The sequence below is a fragment of the Sphingomonas folli genome (assembly GCF_019429525.1).
Lineage (GTDB): Bacteria > Pseudomonadota > Alphaproteobacteria > Sphingomonadales > Sphingomonadaceae > Sphingomonas > Sphingomonas folii.
In genome coordinates this window covers 77,217-93,767 of the sequence record NZ_JAHXZL010000012.1, presented here as the reverse complement: position 1 = coordinate 93,767, position 16,551 = coordinate 77,217, and the positions used below count along the sequence as shown (strand labels likewise).

11 protein-coding genes and 1 pseudogene are annotated in these 16,551 nt (G+C 66.7%); 4 read left to right on the top strand and 8 right to left on the bottom strand.

Annotated features, from left to right (window positions below):
- Nucleotides 1–407 precede the first annotated feature (407 nt).
- The gene (locus tag KZ813_RS17040) at nt 408–2,063 is read left to right on the top strand and encodes a recombinase family protein (protein ID WP_219756188.1); all 1,656 of its coding nucleotides are present in this window, start codon (nt 408–410) and stop codon (nt 2,061–2,063) included.
- Between the two features lie 380 nt (nt 2,064–2,443).
- Here KZ813_RS17040 and KZ813_RS17035 read toward each other — a convergent pair whose 3' ends face one another.
- The 8 genes and pseudogenes from KZ813_RS17035 to KZ813_RS17000 all read right to left on the bottom strand — a co-directional run bounded on the left by KZ813_RS17035 (nt 2,444) and on the right by KZ813_RS17000 (nt 12,247).
- Nucleotides 2,444–3,877, bottom strand: coding sequence for a T6SS phospholipase effector Tle1-like catalytic domain-containing protein (locus tag KZ813_RS17035; protein ID WP_219756187.1), 1,434 nt, complete (start codon nt 3,875–3,877; stop codon nt 2,444–2,446).
- A 403-nt stretch (nt 3,878–4,280) separates the two neighbouring features.
- Nucleotides 4,281–5,378 carry an FAD-binding oxidoreductase gene (locus tag KZ813_RS17030; protein ID WP_219756186.1) on the bottom strand — a complete coding sequence of 366 codons (1,098 nt, stop codon included), beginning with the start codon at nt 5,376–5,378 and terminating at the stop codon, nt 4,281–4,283.
- Between the two features lie 94 nt (nt 5,379–5,472).
- A pseudogene (locus KZ813_RS20510) lies at nt 5,473–5,544 on the bottom strand (hypothetical protein); the annotation flags it as partial.
- A gap of 350 nt (nt 5,545–5,894) precedes the next feature.
- Nucleotides 5,895–6,884, bottom strand: coding sequence for an arabinan endo-1,5-alpha-L-arabinosidase (locus KZ813_RS17020; RefSeq protein ID WP_258046908.1), 990 nt, complete (start codon nt 6,882–6,884; stop codon nt 5,895–5,897).
- 62 nt (nt 6,885–6,946) lie between these two features.
- Nucleotides 6,947–9,631 carry a TonB-dependent receptor gene (locus tag KZ813_RS17015; RefSeq protein WP_219756184.1) on the bottom strand — a complete coding sequence of 895 codons (2,685 nt, stop codon included), beginning with the start codon at nt 9,629–9,631 and terminating at the stop codon, nt 6,947–6,949.
- Nucleotides 9,632–10,277: 646 nt separating this feature from the next.
- On the bottom strand, nt 10,278–10,799 hold the full coding sequence (locus tag KZ813_RS17010) for a hypothetical protein (protein WP_219756183.1): 522 nt from the start codon (nt 10,797–10,799) through the stop codon (nt 10,278–10,280).
- A gap of 424 nt (nt 10,800–11,223) precedes the next feature.
- Nucleotides 11,224–11,718 carry a Ros/MucR family transcriptional regulator gene (locus KZ813_RS17005; protein WP_219756182.1) on the bottom strand — a complete coding sequence of 165 codons (495 nt, stop codon included), beginning with the start codon at nt 11,716–11,718 and terminating at the stop codon, nt 11,224–11,226.
- Between the two features lie 193 nt (nt 11,719–11,911).
- Nucleotides 11,912–12,247 carry a helix-turn-helix domain-containing protein gene (locus tag KZ813_RS17000; RefSeq protein ID WP_219756181.1) on the bottom strand — a complete coding sequence of 112 codons (336 nt, stop codon included), beginning with the start codon at nt 12,245–12,247 and terminating at the stop codon, nt 11,912–11,914.
- Between the two features lie 159 nt (nt 12,248–12,406).
- Here KZ813_RS17000 and KZ813_RS16995 point away from each other — a divergent pair, with 159 nt between their 5' ends.
- From KZ813_RS16995 to KZ813_RS16985, 3 genes are all read left to right on the top strand, one after another.
- A complete protein-coding gene (locus tag KZ813_RS16995; RefSeq protein WP_219756180.1) occupies nt 12,407–13,018 on the top strand; it encodes a hypothetical protein in 612 nt (203 codons plus the stop codon).
- A complete protein-coding gene (locus tag KZ813_RS16990) occupies nt 13,011–13,643 on the top strand; it encodes a hypothetical protein (protein WP_219756179.1) in 633 nt (210 codons plus the stop codon). Before KZ813_RS16995 ends, KZ813_RS16990 begins: the two co-directional genes overlap by 8 nt.
- Before the next feature lie 426 nt (nt 13,644–14,069).
- Complete coding sequence (locus tag KZ813_RS16985) at nt 14,070–16,400, top strand: DUF3631 domain-containing protein (RefSeq protein WP_219756178.1); 2,331 nt, start codon at nt 14,070–14,072, stop codon at nt 16,398–16,400.
- Nucleotides 16,401–16,551: the final 151 nt, after the last annotated feature.

Below are 16,551 nucleotides of genomic sequence, written 5' to 3'. Positions count from 1 at the left end.
TCCTCACCTCTCCTGCGGCGGCGAAGGCTTCCCTCGAGTCGATTCGAGCTGGGCCTTACACACGATGCCGATCGTGCACGATCGAACTTGTGGTAGCCTTGGTCTGAGTCGAGGGATCAGGGATGCCGCAGCTTATCGCCACCTTGGCCAAGCGACCAGATGCGTGCTTCATAGTGCCCTAGTGGAAGACGGCTGACGAGCGTCCGCCCCCATCGTGGCAGCGTGCTTCCACCGAAAGCGGCTTCAATGAGCGTCGAATCTCTCGACGGGTTCATCGGTAAGCGTGCGAGTGCCGTAGATCGATCACGCATGGTCTGCAGGAAGACGCTTCTCCCCTGCGGCTGCCGACGCTCTCGCAGTGCGAAGTGGATCGGGATACGATGGCGCCACACCTCACGAGGCGGAACATGGAAGCGTACATCTACATCCGCTGGTCCAGCGCGGAGCAGGGCAAAGGCAGCAGCCTGGAAAGGCAGATGTCAGACTGCAGAGCGCATGCACAGCGGAAGGGCTGGCTCGTCCGCGACGAGTTGATAGACGACGGCATCTCGGCCTTTCGTGGCCGGCACGCCGCGGAAGGGAAGCTGGGACGCTTCGTCGCCATGGTCGAGGCGGGAGCCTTCCCGGACGGTGTCATCCTGCTCACGGAGAAGTTGGACCGTCTCTCCCGGGAGAGCGCCAAGAAGGTCTTCGTTTGGCTGCTCAAGATGACCGAACTGGGCGTCGTGGTCGCTACGGTGGAGGGTGACAGGCGCTACGATCGCGACAACCTCGACATGGCGGCGATCATCGAGGTGGTCGTGAAGGCGCAGCTCGCCAACGAGGAGTCGGAGAAGAAGGCGTCTCGGCTGTCCGGTGCGTGGGCGGCGAAGCGTGCGCAACTGGCGCGCGGCGAGCGCAAGGTGCTGACGCGCAGGGCACCCGCGTGGCTCGCCGTGGAGGGCGAACCGCCGCGGTTCGTGCTGATGCCGGAGCGGGCCGCCATCGTGCGTCGGATCTTCGAGGAGACCGTAGCGGGCCTTGGCAAGCATCACATCGCGCGAAACCTGAACCGCGATGGGGTGCCGACGTTCGGAAGGGCGTCAGGTTGGCACGCCTCCTACATCCAGAAGATTCTGAACAATCCGGCGGTCCTCGGTGAGTACCAGCCCGGGCAGAAACCGCGGGGAGAGGCGCGCCGGATCGTCGGCGATGCGGTCCCTGACTACTACCCGCCCGTCGTCGACGCCGACCTCCACGCGAACGCCATGCGCAGCATGGCAACCCGGTGCCGACGCGTCGCCGGGCGGGGAAGGCGTCTCGTGAACCTCTTCGCGGGACTTGCCGTTTGCGCCGAGTGCGGCTCCCGCATGACCTTTCGCGCCAAGGGTCTCAAGAGCCGCGCCGACGGGACGATGGTCAACGAGGACTATCTGATCTGCGACAGCTATCAGCGTGGCCGGGGCTGCGGTTCCGGGCGGCACTTCAACTACCGGGAATGGGAGGGCGGCATCCTCGACGCGATCCTGTTGGACGCGATGGAGGACAGGCACTTCTCCTCACCCGACGAGGTGCGCACGATCGAGATCGAGTTGGCCGAGCGCACGAGGAGGCGGGCGGCCGACCGGAATCAGGCGGAGACCGCGCTCGCGCTCTACGTTCAGACGAGTCGGCCCGAGGTCAAGGCGCTGTGGCTGGAGCTGGCCGGGTCCGTCGACGAGCATGACGTGGCGATCGCCGAGCTGCAGAGGAGGGTCGCAGTGGCGCGGGGCGCCGTTTCACCGGAGGAGCACCGGAGGCGAATCTTCGCCCTTCGCGACAAGCTGGACGCATTCGCCAACCGCGTCACCCTGGGCGCAGAGGATGAGCAGGTCCGCTTTCAGACGCGCGCCCGCATCATGGAAGCGGTCCACGAACTTGTCTCCACCATGACCTTCAAGGCAGATCCCATCATGGTGAACATGGTGACCCGCCAAGGTGTCGACATCGATCTGGTTCGGGAGGAGTGGGGCGGTCAGATCGGCATCTCCTTCACCAAGACGATGTCGCAGTCGCGGAGGTCGGACCTGGCTGCAGCCGGATAGGGGCGGCAGACGGCGGAAAGCCGATGCTCGGTCGGCTCCTTGCAGGCGCAAGCGGCGACAGAGCCGCATGGCTACACGGTCCGGCATCATGGAGGTTCTTCAGCACCTGTTCGAGAGGATGGACTTCGGGCCAATCCGGCAGTGGCTTCGATGCGGACCTGGGCGGCCCTCTGTCTCAGCGGTTCTTTCGAGGAAGGGGTGAGCTGAGGCGGAGGGGGTGGCCTTGAACGAGATCTACCGACCTTTGACGCGGCCGCCTTCCGCCTGCGACAACTCGGCAATCGGCAGGCCATGCCGTTCCCCGGGAGCTGCGTACGACGGCGGGTCGAGCGATCGGCCATTGTACAGGAACATGAACTTCTCGCGGTCGGCACAGGTGCTCATCGATAGAGGTGCCTGAACATGTCATGGTCGCGCAAGGCAACGGGCCTGTACGGACCCTCTCCGCCCTGATGCGGCACACTGGTCGCGCCGAACCGGTCGACCACACTCTCATGCACCGTGGCGTCTCTCGGAGGATCGCGGAGTGCCACCTTCCAGGTGATGGAAGAAGTGAGTCTTCGCAGCCAGGCGGGCGTGTTCCGCCTGACCGTGTCGGACATGCCAGCGACCTCGTCGTGCTGCAGACCATCCGCTGCCGGGAACAGGCGAAGACGGCTCTCGTCGACCAGGAGCGGGTTCTCGACTGAACGCGCCTCGCTCAACATCCAGTCGAGCGCGATGTCCGAGAGCCTGGACTCGGCCTCCGGATAGCTTCCACCGATATCGGAATGGTTTCCGGCGAACCACAGCTGGACGAACGGCTTCGGCTCGCCATCGATCTCGGGTCGACGCTCGACACCCTTGCCGGGTCCCCATTCCACCCTCGGGAAGTCGGCACGGTTCTCATCGATCGACAACGCGTGTCGTGCATACGGCACGGCCTCACCCAGCAGCTTGTCGTAGTCACGCCCGCTCCATTGCGCGAGATGGAAGCGTCGGCGCTGACCCGGCACCGCAGGCTTGAAGACCTTGATCGCCGTCCGCAGAAAGAACCAGAGCGCGACGCCCGCGAGCCCGAGGGTGGCGACGAGGAACGACGCCAGCCAGTCCAAGCCGGTCAGCCGGTGCGCCAGCAACGCGATCCCCGCGGCGAGCACGAGCACTGAGGCGATCAGCAGTACGCCAAGCGCGTACTTCAGCGGTCCCTTGACCCCGAGCGAGGCGACGGTGTCGAACACGCCGATGAAGTAGGGTGCCGCGTTGGGTTCGCCGGCGACGTCGGCCCCGTACTCGAGGCGGAAGCGACGGCCGAGCTCCTCGCGCTCGTGTTCGTACTTGCCGCGTGGATGGCCGGAGCCATGCTCCGCAACTCGGAACACCGCCCGCTCGGCGATTTCGCGGACGCCATGGCGGAAGCGGGGGAGCTCACCGTTCCGGTCCTTCGTGGGAACGCCGCACAGGCGGATGACGGTGGCGACGCTGCGGGCGGTGTACGCGCCACGACTGAACCCGAAGAGCCAGATCCGGTCGCCTGGGCGGTGATGGTTGATGATGAACTCGTAGCAGTCCGCGATGTTCGTGGTGATGCCGCGGCCGGTGACAGAGGACAGCAACTTGGAGAGCCACCGCCAGGCGGACATCAGGCCGGTCGCTCCGGCCTCGGTACCGAGCCCTGGATCGTAGAACACCACCTGCTCCAGAGGATCGACCAGACTGTCAGGGCCGGGCCTGGTCGCACGATACATCTTGAAGATGTTGCTCATGCGCTGCTCCGGCCGGACGCCTCCGTCCTGACCGGTACCGTCCGAGAAGATGACGATGTTCTTCGGCATATCCGTCCCCAAACCCCCGGCTTCCTCGATCCAGTATGGTCTACCCGACCGTCGACTGGCGCATGCCGCGGTCGGAGTGGAAGCGGCGTCGCAAGCCTCACCTGAAGAAGTATGCGTCAGATCGCCCATCGTGGCGACAGCCGTCTCATCGCCGATCAAGCCTCGTCGTTCCAACGGGCTGACGCTCGAGCATGCTCTTCGACGCAGGCACACGATTCGGCCGGCATCAGTTCGGCTTCGCCCACGCCGCCGCCGCGCTCCGCGGGTGCGTCCGCGCGACGGCCGGGCGACACGGTCGAGCGATCATCACACCACGAGCAGGCGGCAGTATGATGAACGCCGATCATCGAAGGACGAGTGTCATTCCGGATGGCGGCCGCGCGGACGCATCAAGTCGCGCCTTCTAGAAGATCTTGTCCGGGTTCATGATGTTCCTGGGGTCCAGAAGCGACTTGATCTGGCGCATGACCTCTGTGGCGTCTTCGCCGGCCTCGCGACGCAGGAAGGCCTTCTTGTGGAAGCCGATCCCGTGCTCGCCCGAGCACGTCCCTCCGAGTGACAGGGCCAGATCGACGATGGCGGTGTTGAGCGTCTCCGCTTCCGAATGTTCGCTCTCGCTCGACGGATCTATCGCCATCAGCACATGGAAGTTGCCGTCGCCGACATGGCCGAAGATCATGTGCGGGAAGACGGCATCCGCCATGATCCGCATGGCGCCCGCAAGCGACTCGGCGAGCCTCGAGCGCGGCACGCATGTGTCGGTGGTCAGGATGATCGATCCGGGACGGGATCGTTGGCAGCTGAAATAGGCGTTGTGCCGAGCATGCCAGAGCCGCGTGCGGTCCTCGGGATGCGACGCCCATGCGAAGTCCCCACCGCCGTTCTCGGCGGCGATCCGGCCCATGAGGCCCGCCTGCTCGTCGAGGCCGACCTGCGAACTCCCATGGAACTCCAGGAACAACGTGTGCCGCTCCTGGAGCGAGAGGCCGGGGTTGGTCGCATTGACGACCCGGATCGTGTTCGGACAGAGGTACTCTGCCCGTGCCAACGGCAGGCCGACCTGAACGCCCTGGATGACGGTCGTGACCGCGCCCGCCGCGTCGGGGAACGAGACGATGGCGGCACTGACGGCCTCGGGCAGCGGGTGTAGCTTGACCGTCAGTTCGGTGATGATGCCGAGGGTGCCCTCGGACCCGACGAACAGTCGAGCCAGGTCCAGACCGGCGGCCGACTTCATCGTCCTCGAACCCGCGCACACCACCCGTCCGTCCGCCAGAACCGTCGTGCAGGCGAGCACGTTCTCGCGCATCGAGCCGTACCGTACAGTGTTGGTGCCCGACGCGCGCGTCGCGGCCATGCCGCCGATAGTGGCATGGGCGCCCGGATCGACCGAGAAGAACAATCCATGCGGCCGCAAGGCCGCATTCAGCGCCTCCTTGGTGACACCTGGCTCGACGGTGGCGGTGAAGTCGTCCGGGCTCACGTCCAGGATCGCGTTCATGCGCGAGAGATCGACGCAGACCCCCCCCGCGTGTCGCGAGGACCTGCCCCTCGAGCGACGAGCCCGCGCCGAAGGCGATCACCGGGACCTCGTGGTCGTTGCATCGGGCGAGGACGCGGGCGACATCATCCGCGCTCTCAGCGAAGATCACCGCATCGGGCGGCATTGCGGGGAAGGGCGACTCTCCACGGCCGTGCTGCTCTCGTACGACCGGAACCTGGGAGAAGCGCTCCCCGAACGCCAGTGCCAGTTCGTCCCGCAGCGTCGCCGGCAGACCGGCTGCGGCGGTTCGCAGGCCTACGCCTTCATCCGTAGAGCCGGCGGTGGCGGGCTCGGTCGCGGTGACGTATTCCATGGCGCTCTCCCTTGGCAGACCGATCGGACCGACGGCCATGGGACCGTCCGAGCCGAGCTTTCCTTGTACGGCATGTCGCCAACGAAGGGCCAGCCATCCACACCCTGATCGCACCGTTGGCCGCCATCGCTACGCTGCGGCTGGCGGCGATCGCCATGTTCTCAGTCGGCGATCGGCCACCCGTCCGAGCCCCAACGAAGACGCACGATCCGCAACGTCGGTGCACCCTTGTTCTCGCGATCATAGGCGTGATGGACGAGGTAGTCGGTTCCGTCCGCGTCGCGGAGATGCCCGACGTGACCGGGACCACGGAACCGATCCTTCTCCGGCAGGTCGGCACGCAGCAGGACGGTGCCGCCGCCCTGCATCATCGCGCTGCCGTCCCTGCCGAGGTAGGATCCCGTCACCTCCCGCGATCGTCCGATGACGGTGTAGTAGGTGCTGGCATTGCCCTTGCAGCAGTAGTCGTACGAGGCGATCAGCCAGTACCAGCCGCCGTGATCGATCACGAAGGGCGCTTCCACGGGGTCCGGCGCCCCGATCGGGACAGGACGTCGGGCGATCGATATCGGCACTTGCGCCGCCTGCCTCGGCTTCCCCGTGGCCGGTTCGAGCGCGATGAGCTTCAATCCACTCCAGAAGCTGCCGAGCGCCAGCCACTGCCTGCCGCGTCGATCCAGAATGAAATTTGGATCGATCGCATTGAAGTCGTCTGCGGGGCGCGACATGACGACCATGCCTTCGTCGCGCCAGGCGTAGTCCGCCCTCGACGGATCGAGCGTCGGGCTGGTCAGCAGGCCGATCGCCGAGCGGTTCGAGCCGAAGGTCGAGACCGAGTAGTACAATCTGTAACGGCCGCCGACATGGGAGATGTCGGGAGCGCACGCATTGCTGGCTCCCGGGATGGCGCGGGCCGCCCAATCGGGGAGCGCCGCCAGCGGCGGCGGAGCCTTCCGCCAGTGGATCAGGTCGCGCGAGACCCGGTGCGCGATGATGCGGTCCGGTCCATCACCGAGGCCGGTGGAGAACACGTGGTATGTGTCGCCCTCGCGGATGATGACCGGATCGTGCGTCGGCGCGATGTCGCCCTCGAGCCGGTCGTTCAAGGTCGCCGGAGGCTCGCGGCGGGCCTCTCCGACGTCGCGGGTCATCTGTGGCGAGACCGGGGTCGTCGACAGCGCCAGCGCCAGCGCGACCAGGTGCGAGGCCGGCATCAGAACTTCACCCGCGCGCCGATCTGAATGGTCCGATCGTAGGTCCGGGTGTCGCGCGGCGTGTCGTAGTAGATGCCCGTCACGGAGTTCCTTCCTGTGAACCGGTCCTGGTACACGTCGTCGAGTATGTTGGTCGCGTCGAAGGTGAACGTCAGCCAGTCCGTGGGCGAGTAGCTGCCGGAGAAGTCCAGCCGGCTGACGGGAGCCGCGATGATCGTGCTCGCCTGCACGCCCCCCGAATTGTAGCTGTCCACGTAGCTCGAGCGCCAGTTGTAGGCGAGACGGGCGGATACGCCGTACTTCTCGTATATGGCCACCGTGTTGAAAGCCCAATGCGAGACGTTGACGATCCGCTGCTTGCCGCCGTTGATCGGATCGTCGGTCTTCCCGTCCATGTACGTGCCGTTCAGCTGCACGCCGAAGCCGCTGAGCGCGCCCGGCAGGAAGTCGAAGAACTGCTGGTACGCCACCTCGGCGCCGGCCAGATAGCCATCGCCGGCATTGCGCGGGCGGCTGACCAGGTAGGTTCCCCCCGCGAACTGCTCGGGCTGGGAGTAGGTCTGGATGTACCCCGACAGATCGCGGTAGAAGCCGGCGGCCGTGAGCGAGGTGCTGCGCGCCACGTACCACTCCAACGACGCATCATAGGCGACGGATTTGATCGGCTGCAACGCCGGATTGCCGCCGCTTCCAGTTCCCGCATACTGCTGCGTCCCGGTGTTTCCGCTGGGCACCAGTGTCACGAGCGGGTTCAGGGCGGCGAACTCGGGCCTCGTGATCGTCTTTCCCGCTGCGGCACGTAGGAACAGCCTGCCGGTCAGGCCGAGGCGCGCATTGATGCTGGGCAGCACGTTGAGATAGTTCTGCCTGCTGGAGACGTTGTTGCCGTTCAGCTGCTCCACCGTGTTCACGACGCGGGCGCCCACGACGCCGTCGAGCGGCATCGAACCGACATCGACGCGATACCCCGCTTGACCGTAGAAGGCGTAGGTGTCCTCCCGGTTGAAGAAGGCGAGGTTCGGTTCGTAGGCGCGCGGACCCGTCGGACGACCGAACAGGGTGCGGATGCGGTCCGTGTCGTCGAGCAGCAGGTCGGTGTCGGCGGTGATGAAGCGGTCGATGCCGAGCGCGCCCTTCACCAGTCCGCCCGGCGACAGCGTGGCAAATCCGGGGATCGATCCCAGGGGTGCGCCTTCGGCGCTCGGGAAGGCGAGGGGGATGGAAGCGGTCGCCTGCGAGTCGACGTTGCGGTGGGTGTAGCGTGTTCCGATCTTCAACGTCTCGACGATGCCTCCCTCCGGCCTGATCGTGAGATCGTTGCGCCAGGCGACCTGTTCGCTCGTATCCAGGCCGTTGTTGTCGAAGAGAGTGCGGATCGTGAAGATGCCGGGATCGGTCGGATCCGCACCACCGAGCGCCACCCGAGGGGTGCCGCCGACATCGTAGTCCACGTCGAGCCGCGGCACGTTGAACGAGGTGTCCAGGATCGCATTGCGGTTGGGCACCTTGCTGTAGTTGTAGGTGACCTCGGTGTTCAACACCGCGCGTCCGAGCGTCCACTTGCCGCCGACTACTCCCTGATAGTTGTCGGTCCGGTTGCGGAAGGCCTGCTTGCTGGTCAACGTGAAGGCGTCCACCGTGCTGCTGTCGTCCGCCAGGATCGGGAACTCCCCGTTCGGCGTGACGCTCGACAGCATGCCGGCCTTGGGAAGTCCGATGAAGAAGTCCACGGCGATCTGGTTGTCGTAGCGCGTGAAGACGCCATCGGCGTAGAACTCGACCTCGGGGGACGGTCGCCACTGGAACGAAGCGTTCAACGCGGTGCGACGACGATCACCGGACGTGTAGAGGCCGCCGACCGTATCGGGGGTCGCTATCGGCGATCCCGACGACACGAAGTCGAATGCCGTCTGATCCTGATACAGTCGCTTGTTGTAGGATCCCGCCAGCAGCAGCCCCATCTCGCCTATGCCGGTCTGCCAGCGCTGGCTCACCAGACCCGAACCGATGTAGCCCCACTTGTCGGACTGATCGCTGTAGACCGCGCGCCCGCTTGCGGCGATCTGGCCGTCCCTGAAGTCGAAGGGGCGCCGCAGTCGCACGTCGATCAGGCCGGCCACCCCGCCTTCGACGAGGTCAGGCGTGCTCGTCTTGTACACGTCGACGCCGGCGATCAGCTCGGCCGGGATGTCCTGCAGGGCGAAGCCTCGAGTGACGCCGGTGAAGGCCTCGCGGCCGTTCAGCACCGTGGCGAAATTGGGCAGTCCGCGGATCAGCACGGTGCCGGCCTCACCTGCCGCACGGGTCACCTGCACGCCGGTCACTCGTTGCAGGGCGTCGGCGACGGTGTTGTCGGGCAGCTTGCCGATGTCCTCGGCCACGATCGAGTCCACTATCTGCGTGGCGTTCTGCTTGATCGACTGCGCCGAAGCCAGACTCGCCCTCACGCCCGTCACGACGATGTCACGGTCGCTCGCTCCGTCCGAAGTGGAAACGGTCTGCGGCGTGACGGATGCGTCATCGGAGACGGTGGCGTCCTGTTCCTGGGCCGTCGTGGACTGCGAGGCGCCCGGTCGCGATGCTGGAGTGCCGCTGGCATCCTGCGCGTCGGCAGACGCCGTGATCACCGTCATCGCGAGCATCGAGCTCGTCCCGAGCATGCGGAACACACGCACGAAGGTCATCCTTCCTCTCCCCCAGAAGCCGCTAGTCGACTTTGTTTTGTCCGACATTACCGCAGTTCCTCCCGGCGAACAACATCAGGATTGCGGCTCCTTCGCACAACGGATCCTGTCCTCCCGGTCGTTCAGCGCGTCGGAGAATGCGCCTGTGGGAGCGACGGGCCATCAGGCGACCGGCTTTGCGGAGGAAGGCGACTGCCGCCGTCCCAGGTCCTCGTGTGAGACGCGGAGCGTCATGCCGAGAGGTCGACCAGGCGTGTATCCGGAGGTTTTCTCGGAGCCGACGCATCGGAGAGAGGTCGAGGCCTTCGCCGGGACGGTGTGCGCTGCCACGACGTGCCACAGGTGCTTCAGGCGAGCCCTGGTGCAGCCGGGCGCGTCGTGGCTCATGACGGAGTTCTGAGCGGTCGCGCTGTCGAAGCCGGCGGTCGCCCCGTGCTTAGAGTGGAGAGGCGCGAAGCCGATCGCGGAGATTCTGGCGTTTCTGCTGGTGCGGTCGCGGCTTCGGCACGCCTCCGGACGCGCCAACTTCACTAGCGCCAGGATGGAGCCACGACGGCCACTCATCTGATGCGCGTCCATCCGGCGGTTGGATCATCGGTCGCGCTCCGGATACGAGGCCGGCTTGCAGACGACGATCGGAGGCATGTCAGTCTGCGTCGATTGCAGAAGTCATGGCTCCCGCCCTGGTATCCGTCGTGGGTCGACGCCAATCGTCCGACCGTGGGATCGGCGTTTCGGTGTCCGGCAGGTTCGCAGGCACTGCCTGGCCGCGGCGCCTCAGGAGGAAGACCACTTCCTCGGCGATGCGCTTCTCGGTCGCCTTGCGCTCGTCCGCGCTCATGGCCTCGAGATCCTTCTCGGTGAGCTTCATGGCCTTGAGGACGTCGCGACGCGCCCTCTGGCTCGGCGTCATGGAGGCCTCCTTCTTGAATGCCTCCACCGCCGCCCGCAACTTCGCGGCGGTATCGACGGGGGCGTCGGCAGGCACCTTCGGCATGGACCCGGCCTGAATCCGATCAGTGGCGGATCCCGTCAGATCCCTCCCGATCGATTGCTGGGATTCCCCGGCTACCGGTAGCAGCTTGCCGAACGACGCCTCTCGGTCGCGCGCGAACCGAAGGGCCATCCAGGCGGCGGTGTGTCCAGGCGAAGTGACCGCGACTTCCATGGGGAACTCCTTCGCGACCCTTCTACACTCCGTCGATTAAGAGATGCCTGCGGATCGGCTCCTCCGGCAGGGAGAGAACCGAACCACGCGATAGCCGATGCGGCCGATCAGCCGCGACTGCCCGTCGAGCCGCGATCGCGGACGGATGCGGGTCAGCTTCCTAGGACGCGCGATCTTCCCGAGGGCGGATCTCCCTCGTGCGGTTCCTTGCGACGCCACCGCGGAATCCGCTGATCGCGGACCGATGCGACCCGGAGCGATCGGGCTGGCATGCTGGGTGAAGGCGGGAAGCGTCCGCACCGTCTGATTGGCGAGGATCCGAAGTACCTCTGCGTGCCGGATTGCGGAACGGGTGTTCGCATGCGAACTGGTGGAGCCAGATGAGACGATCCACTCGGCAGGTCGAGCGGATCGGCCGTGTCGATCAGGCTCTGGATGCCTCGCCATGCTTGGTCTTGGATCTGCCGCGCTTGGGCGCAGACGCCTGTCCGGGATCATCGGTCCTCGGCGCGGGCTTGCGTCCGAGGCCGATCCTCTTGGCCATGGCACGCCGCGCCTCGCTGTACGATTCCGCCACCATCGGATAGTCGGCCTTGAGATTGTACCGAGCACGGTACTGATCCGGGCTCAGCCCGTGGCTGTTAAGATGGCGGCGCAGGGATTTGTAAGGCTTGCCATCGATCATGCTGAGGATGTGATCCTTGTTCGCAAGCGACTTGCGAGCCGAAACGGCCGGCGTGTGTTCCGCCGCCGGAACCGCGCTGTCCGTATCGTCCGGCTCGCCGAGTCCGGACACCGCCTCGTGCATGGACTTCAGGAACGCTGGCACGTCGGCCGTCGATGTGCGCGTGTTGGGATTCGCCAGCCAGGCGATCGTCAACTCCGTCGCAAGCTCGACGGTAGTGCTGGTCTCAGTCATTTACGTTCTCGGTAACTTGAAGGTGGGCATCGCCGACGCGACGTCGCCATCATAGCCCTTTGGCACGCCGCGGCAACACGAAGGCGACGCTGACGATGTCGCGTTCACAGGCGCCTCTTCCGACCCGAAGCCCGGCGGTCCGTAGTGAATGGGCGACCCGTGCATCGTCGAGCACAGGTGAGGATCGTAACCATCATCGTGCCGTGCCATCGGACGACTTCGTTCGCGCGCGTGCGCCTGCCTTGCCCCTCGGCTTCTTCACGGCGCGGTCGGGCGGGTGCGCGGCTAGATCCTCGACGTCCTGAAGGAGGACGGCGAGAGGCACGTCGAGGCCCAATGCTATGGCGACGAGGCTCTTGAAGGTGAGGTTCTGCTTTCCCTCTTCGACACGCCAGAGGTAGCGCGACGCGAGCCCGGCGCGCTGCGCCAGTTCCTCCTTGCTCATCTCCCGGCCCAATCGCTCCTGCTCGATGCGGAAGCCCAGCGCATTGGCGTAGGCGGGGAAGACGGGTTCGGCGGCGGGGGACATGCGCCATTGTAGGAGGCCACGCCGATCCAGACCACCACCTTGAAGCGGACCTATCAACGTCCGCGCCCGCGTCGGGACTCCGCCCGTGGCACCGACACGGGGCAGGGAACCTAATTACTACCTATAAGTAGTAAACACGCTACTGAGAGGAGGCGTCCGATGAGGATCCGTCCGGCAGGCTGTGAACGACATGCGGAGGATGCCGACATCCTGGTCGCCATCTCCCTCGATCGGGCGGGGGCGGAGCGTGCGGCGCTGCTCACGGCGCGCATGGCCGCCGTCATCTCCGAGGCACCGGCCGGTGGATCGTCGGTCGCCGAAGTCGCGCGGGCACTTGCGGCCATCGAGAAGCTGCTCGCGCGAGGTGCAGGGCGGCTGATTCGGCTGGATTCGTTCGTCAACCGGTTCGTCGGTTTGCGCGCGATCGTGGCTCGCCGAGGCGTTTTCCGCGTCAGCGTCGCGGACGTGGAGGCCGACGCCGCGCTGGCCCGGTCGATCGGCTACATTCTGTGCGATCTGGTGGCGGTCATCGAGACGATGGCGATCCGCGAACCCCCGGACGTCAGGATAGCCGTGCATCCGGACGATGGCCAACTGGTGATCGCCGTGGCGGTGGACGTGTCGTCTGATGCGGCGGTGCTGAACCTCGCCGGCGCTCGTGCGCTTGCCCGCGTCGAAAGGCTGGTCGCATCGGTCGGTGGAAGTCTGGTCAGAGGCGTGCGGTTCGGTGACACTCTGTTCGGCGCGACCATTCCGGTGGCCGATGTCTGACCGGACCGACGCCCCACAGTGCCCGCCCGCTTCCGCCTGGTCGGAGGGCTGGGAGCTGCACCGCCTGCGCCTGTTCCGCAAGTGCCTGCAGATTGCCGTACGATCGGCCACGCCGCTGCTCCCCCGCGTCGCAGCGGACTGCGACCTGGACCTTTCCCGTGCCATGGCCTCCCTGCGGCCGGATCCGGACTGGCCCTTTCTCCGAAGGCGGCGTGACGTCGAGTCGTTCCGGTGGAGCGCGGTGCGCCGCATCACTCGGCGCCCAAGCGACGTCCGCCACGTCCTTTCTTTCGAGGATCTTCCATCACTCGACGCACCACTGCAGCTGCAGATCACGACGGCCTCCGTCGAGATCTCCCTCGAGATGGGCGGTTGCCTTCTGCGCACCTTGTACGGTGGCCTGTACATCCGGCTGCCGACCGGGTTGCCGGAGAGCGTGGCGGTCGCGGCGGAGGGGCGGCCGGTCTCCGACGTGCTGGCGCATCGCTGGCTCTCCGATTCCTCATGGAGGGTGCTCCGGTCGCGACGCGCCGGCACCGGCATGTGGATGGTCGTGGAGACCGGTCTGGCGCCGTTCGAGATGCCCTGGCCCGGGCTCTGCGGAGGCCGACATGATCTCGGCTGAGCTGCCTGCAGTCGTCGTCGGGATCTCCCTGGCCATGGTCGGCAGCGGCCTGCGGGTTGTGCGGTGCGATCCTCCGACACGACGGTCGCGGGCTCGTCGCCGTCGTCACGACGATGTGCACCGTGATCGCCCGTGCGACGGAAATGGTCGTCCGAGCCAGCGCCATCCGGCTTTGACGCGACTGGGGAGCGAGACGCCAGACGCGCTTCTTCTGCCCCCTCCGCTGGCAGTGCCGCGGCATCGGCTATTCTCCGCACTTTCCTTCGGGGCCCAGACCGACGACACGTCCGCCGGGACCCCGGCGGGCTCGTGCTCGCCCGGACCTATGAAGGCCTGCATCGAGGCCGACGGTTCGCGGCTCGAGCCTTTGCGCCGGGCTCCGCCCTGCGCGCGCACGAGCGCCGAACTCCATCTGCGTTCGATCGCGTGGCCGCCGGATCGCGCGGTGCTGCATTGAAGGGGCCTGGCGACGAAGCGGCACCGGCGGGTGCCGCCAAGCGGGGTGGCGGGGCGAGCGCGCTCACGTCGTTCCCCGTTCCCCCCGGTTTCCGGCCGCGTGCACGGGGCGAAGAGAACGGCGAGCGTCTGCGGCGTCGTCTCTGGGGCGATGCCGGTGCGCTCGCCGCTCTTCGGGACATGGGCCTCAGGGATGCGACTGTCCGGCGTTTCCGCCTGGGCCTCAAGGAGCCGTACCTGTCGCGCGTGACCGGACTGACGACGGAGCGGGCGCTCGCCATCCCCGTGCCTCTGCCCGACGGGTCCGCGTCGTCGCGGTGGGCGTTCCTCAACCTGCCGGGTGTGACGCGGCATCCCGCACACCCCTTCGGGTGGGGGGCGGGTCGGCCGCACGCCTGCCACTCCCGGGCGGTTACGCGGGGTTCGACACTTCTGGTGGTACCGAACGTCCTTGATCTGTGGTTGCTGTCACAGGTGTTCGGCGAGGCATACGACAGCATCGTCGTCTCCTGTCCAAGTCATCCTGGTGGCGAACCGGCGGAGTGGTCCGAGCCGGGGTACTGGCGGCTGTGGGATGCCGTCGTGCTCGGCCTCGGCGATCGCCTGGACGAGACCGAGCTGGCATCCGCCGCCGCCGCGAGAAGCACCATCGACTTGCGCCGGGCCGTCATGCCTCGTGACGAGACCTGGACGGACCTGGTCCGCATGGGTGCCTCCGCGCAGGAGGTTCGCGCCCTGGTCCGCAGCGCCGTGCCCTGGGCGCCGGAGCCGCTGCCTTCGCCGGTGCCCGAGGAGTCGTCCATGGCAGGCGAGTTCCACGCGGAGCCAATCAGCGTGGAGGGTGCCTACGTGGGTGGACGACTCCATCACGTGGTCACCGTGGAGAGACGATGCTTCCAGGACCGTGGAAGACGCGGAGCGGTGTTGGTGCAGCGCTATGAGACGCGGGTGCTCCGGTCGGACGGGCGGCTGCTCGACGTCGAGGTGCTGCCCGCGCCGCCGGGCACGCCGCGGCATGCTCGCGTGCTTGCGCTGAGCGACGGCACGCGGATCACGTCGGCTCCCGCCCCCGGTCGCTTCAATGGTTGGCGCCATGCGTCCATGATGCGGTTCGTCGCGGATCGGGCATCGGGGAGGGATCCTGCACACCGCGACCTTCCACGCCTGCTGTCGGACGTCGAGGAGCACCTCCGGTCGGCGGTCTGGCTGCCGCGGCAGGCCGACTTCGCCACTCTGGCGCTCTATGTCATGGCGACCTTCGTCCACCGTGTGTTCGACGCATTCCCCATCCTGCTCGTGAACGGCCCGCGTGGCTCGGGCAAGTCGGAGCTTGGCGGTGCGATCGCGGCCATGGCCCTGAATGGATTGCTGGTGGGGAGGATCACCGGACCGGGGCTGGTGAGATTGCTGGCGGAGAGCCGCGGCACTGTCGTTCTCGACGATCTCGAGAAGGTCGGTGCCGGCCGGGGAGGAACCGACGACATCTCGCAGATCCTGAAGGTCAGCTACAAGCAGGCGACGGCAACGCGGGTCTGCCCGGGCCGTGACGGACGCGTGGAGATCCAGGACTTCTTCTCGCCGAAGATCGTCTCGAACATCAGCGGCGGCGATCCCGTCCTGCTCTCGCGCATGATCGCGGTCTCCACCCGCCCGCTACCCGCGGGGCAGTCGCTGTCCTGTGATGGAGGCATCGACGTCGCGGCCCTTCGCGACGAGGCGCATGTCTGGGCGATGTGCTCCGCACCCGATGTGGAAGCCGCCTACCGTCCTCTCTCCAGCGCGGTCGGAAGCCGCTCGGATGAGATCGCGGCGCCCCTCCGCGCCATGGCGGTGCTCGCAGGCGGAAGCTGGGCGATCCGGCTGGAGGAGTCGCTGGACTCGGCTCAAACGATCATGGCGGAGCCGCTGGACGCCCTGCTCGAACGGGCGTTGCGCCGGCTCGTTGCCGAGGGCGGGGCTCGCGCACTGGCGATGCCGCATCTCAGGCTCGAGATGGCACTGGCTTCGCCTGTGGCCCCGCTGCCGAGCGCCGAGACGTTGGGGCGGATGCTGCTCGGCGCCGGAGCGCGTCGCGAAGCGGACACGGTCGAACGACGTCGTCTGCACGGGGAGGTCGTCCGCATCTACCGTCTCGCCGACGACTACGTCACCGAACGCCGGGTAGCCGACTCGCCGGCGGAGCCTGATCCCTTCGCGTTCTGCACCGGGCGGAGATGCGCCGAATGTCCCTACGATCCTGTGTGCGATGCCACCGCGCCGGGACTGCGGGAACGCAAGAATGCGCGAGAACGTGCCGCCTGAGGGTGGCAGGCTGAACGCCTCCGCACGTCCGGTTGCGCCAATGGTGCGATGACGATGCCTGCCTGAGACGAACCTGCGGGACCCTGCGTGCAGGCTGCGCGGGAGCGGTTCGCCGTACGCAACCATGCACGCGGCGAGGGACCATGATGCT

What these genes read in the sequence shown, in the direction of transcription:
- KZ813_RS17040 (WP_219756188.1), top strand. Translation starts at nt 408, where the DNA reads ATGGAAGCGTACATCTACATCCGCTGGTCCAGCGCGGAGCAGGGCAAA.
- KZ813_RS17035 (WP_219756187.1), bottom strand. Translation starts at nt 3,877, where the DNA reads ATGCCGAAGAACATCGTCATCTTCTCGGACGGTACCGGTCAGGACGGA.
- KZ813_RS17030 (WP_219756186.1), bottom strand. Translation starts at nt 5,378, where the DNA reads ATGAACGCGATCCTGGACGTGAGCCCGGACGACTTCACCGCCACCGTC.
- KZ813_RS17020 (WP_258046908.1), bottom strand. Translation starts at nt 6,884, where the DNA reads ATGACCCGCGACGTCGGAGAGGCCCGCCGCGAGCCTCCGGCGACCTTG.
- KZ813_RS17015 (WP_219756184.1), bottom strand. Translation starts at nt 9,631, where the DNA reads ATGACCTTCGTGCGTGTGTTCCGCATGCTCGGGACGAGCTCGATGCTC.
- KZ813_RS17010 (WP_219756183.1), bottom strand. Translation starts at nt 10,799, where the DNA reads ATGGAAGTCGCGGTCACTTCGCCTGGACACACCGCCGCCTGGATGGCC.
- KZ813_RS17005 (WP_219756182.1), bottom strand. Translation starts at nt 11,718, where the DNA reads ATGACTGAGACCAGCACTACCGTCGAGCTTGCGACGGAGTTGACGATC.
- KZ813_RS17000 (WP_219756181.1), bottom strand. Translation starts at nt 12,247, where the DNA reads ATGTCCCCCGCCGCCGAACCCGTCTTCCCCGCCTACGCCAATGCGCTG.
- KZ813_RS16995 (WP_219756180.1), top strand. Translation starts at nt 12,407, where the DNA reads ATGAGGATCCGTCCGGCAGGCTGTGAACGACATGCGGAGGATGCCGAC.
- KZ813_RS16990 (WP_219756179.1), top strand. Translation starts at nt 13,011, where the DNA reads ATGTCTGACCGGACCGACGCCCCACAGTGCCCGCCCGCTTCCGCCTGG.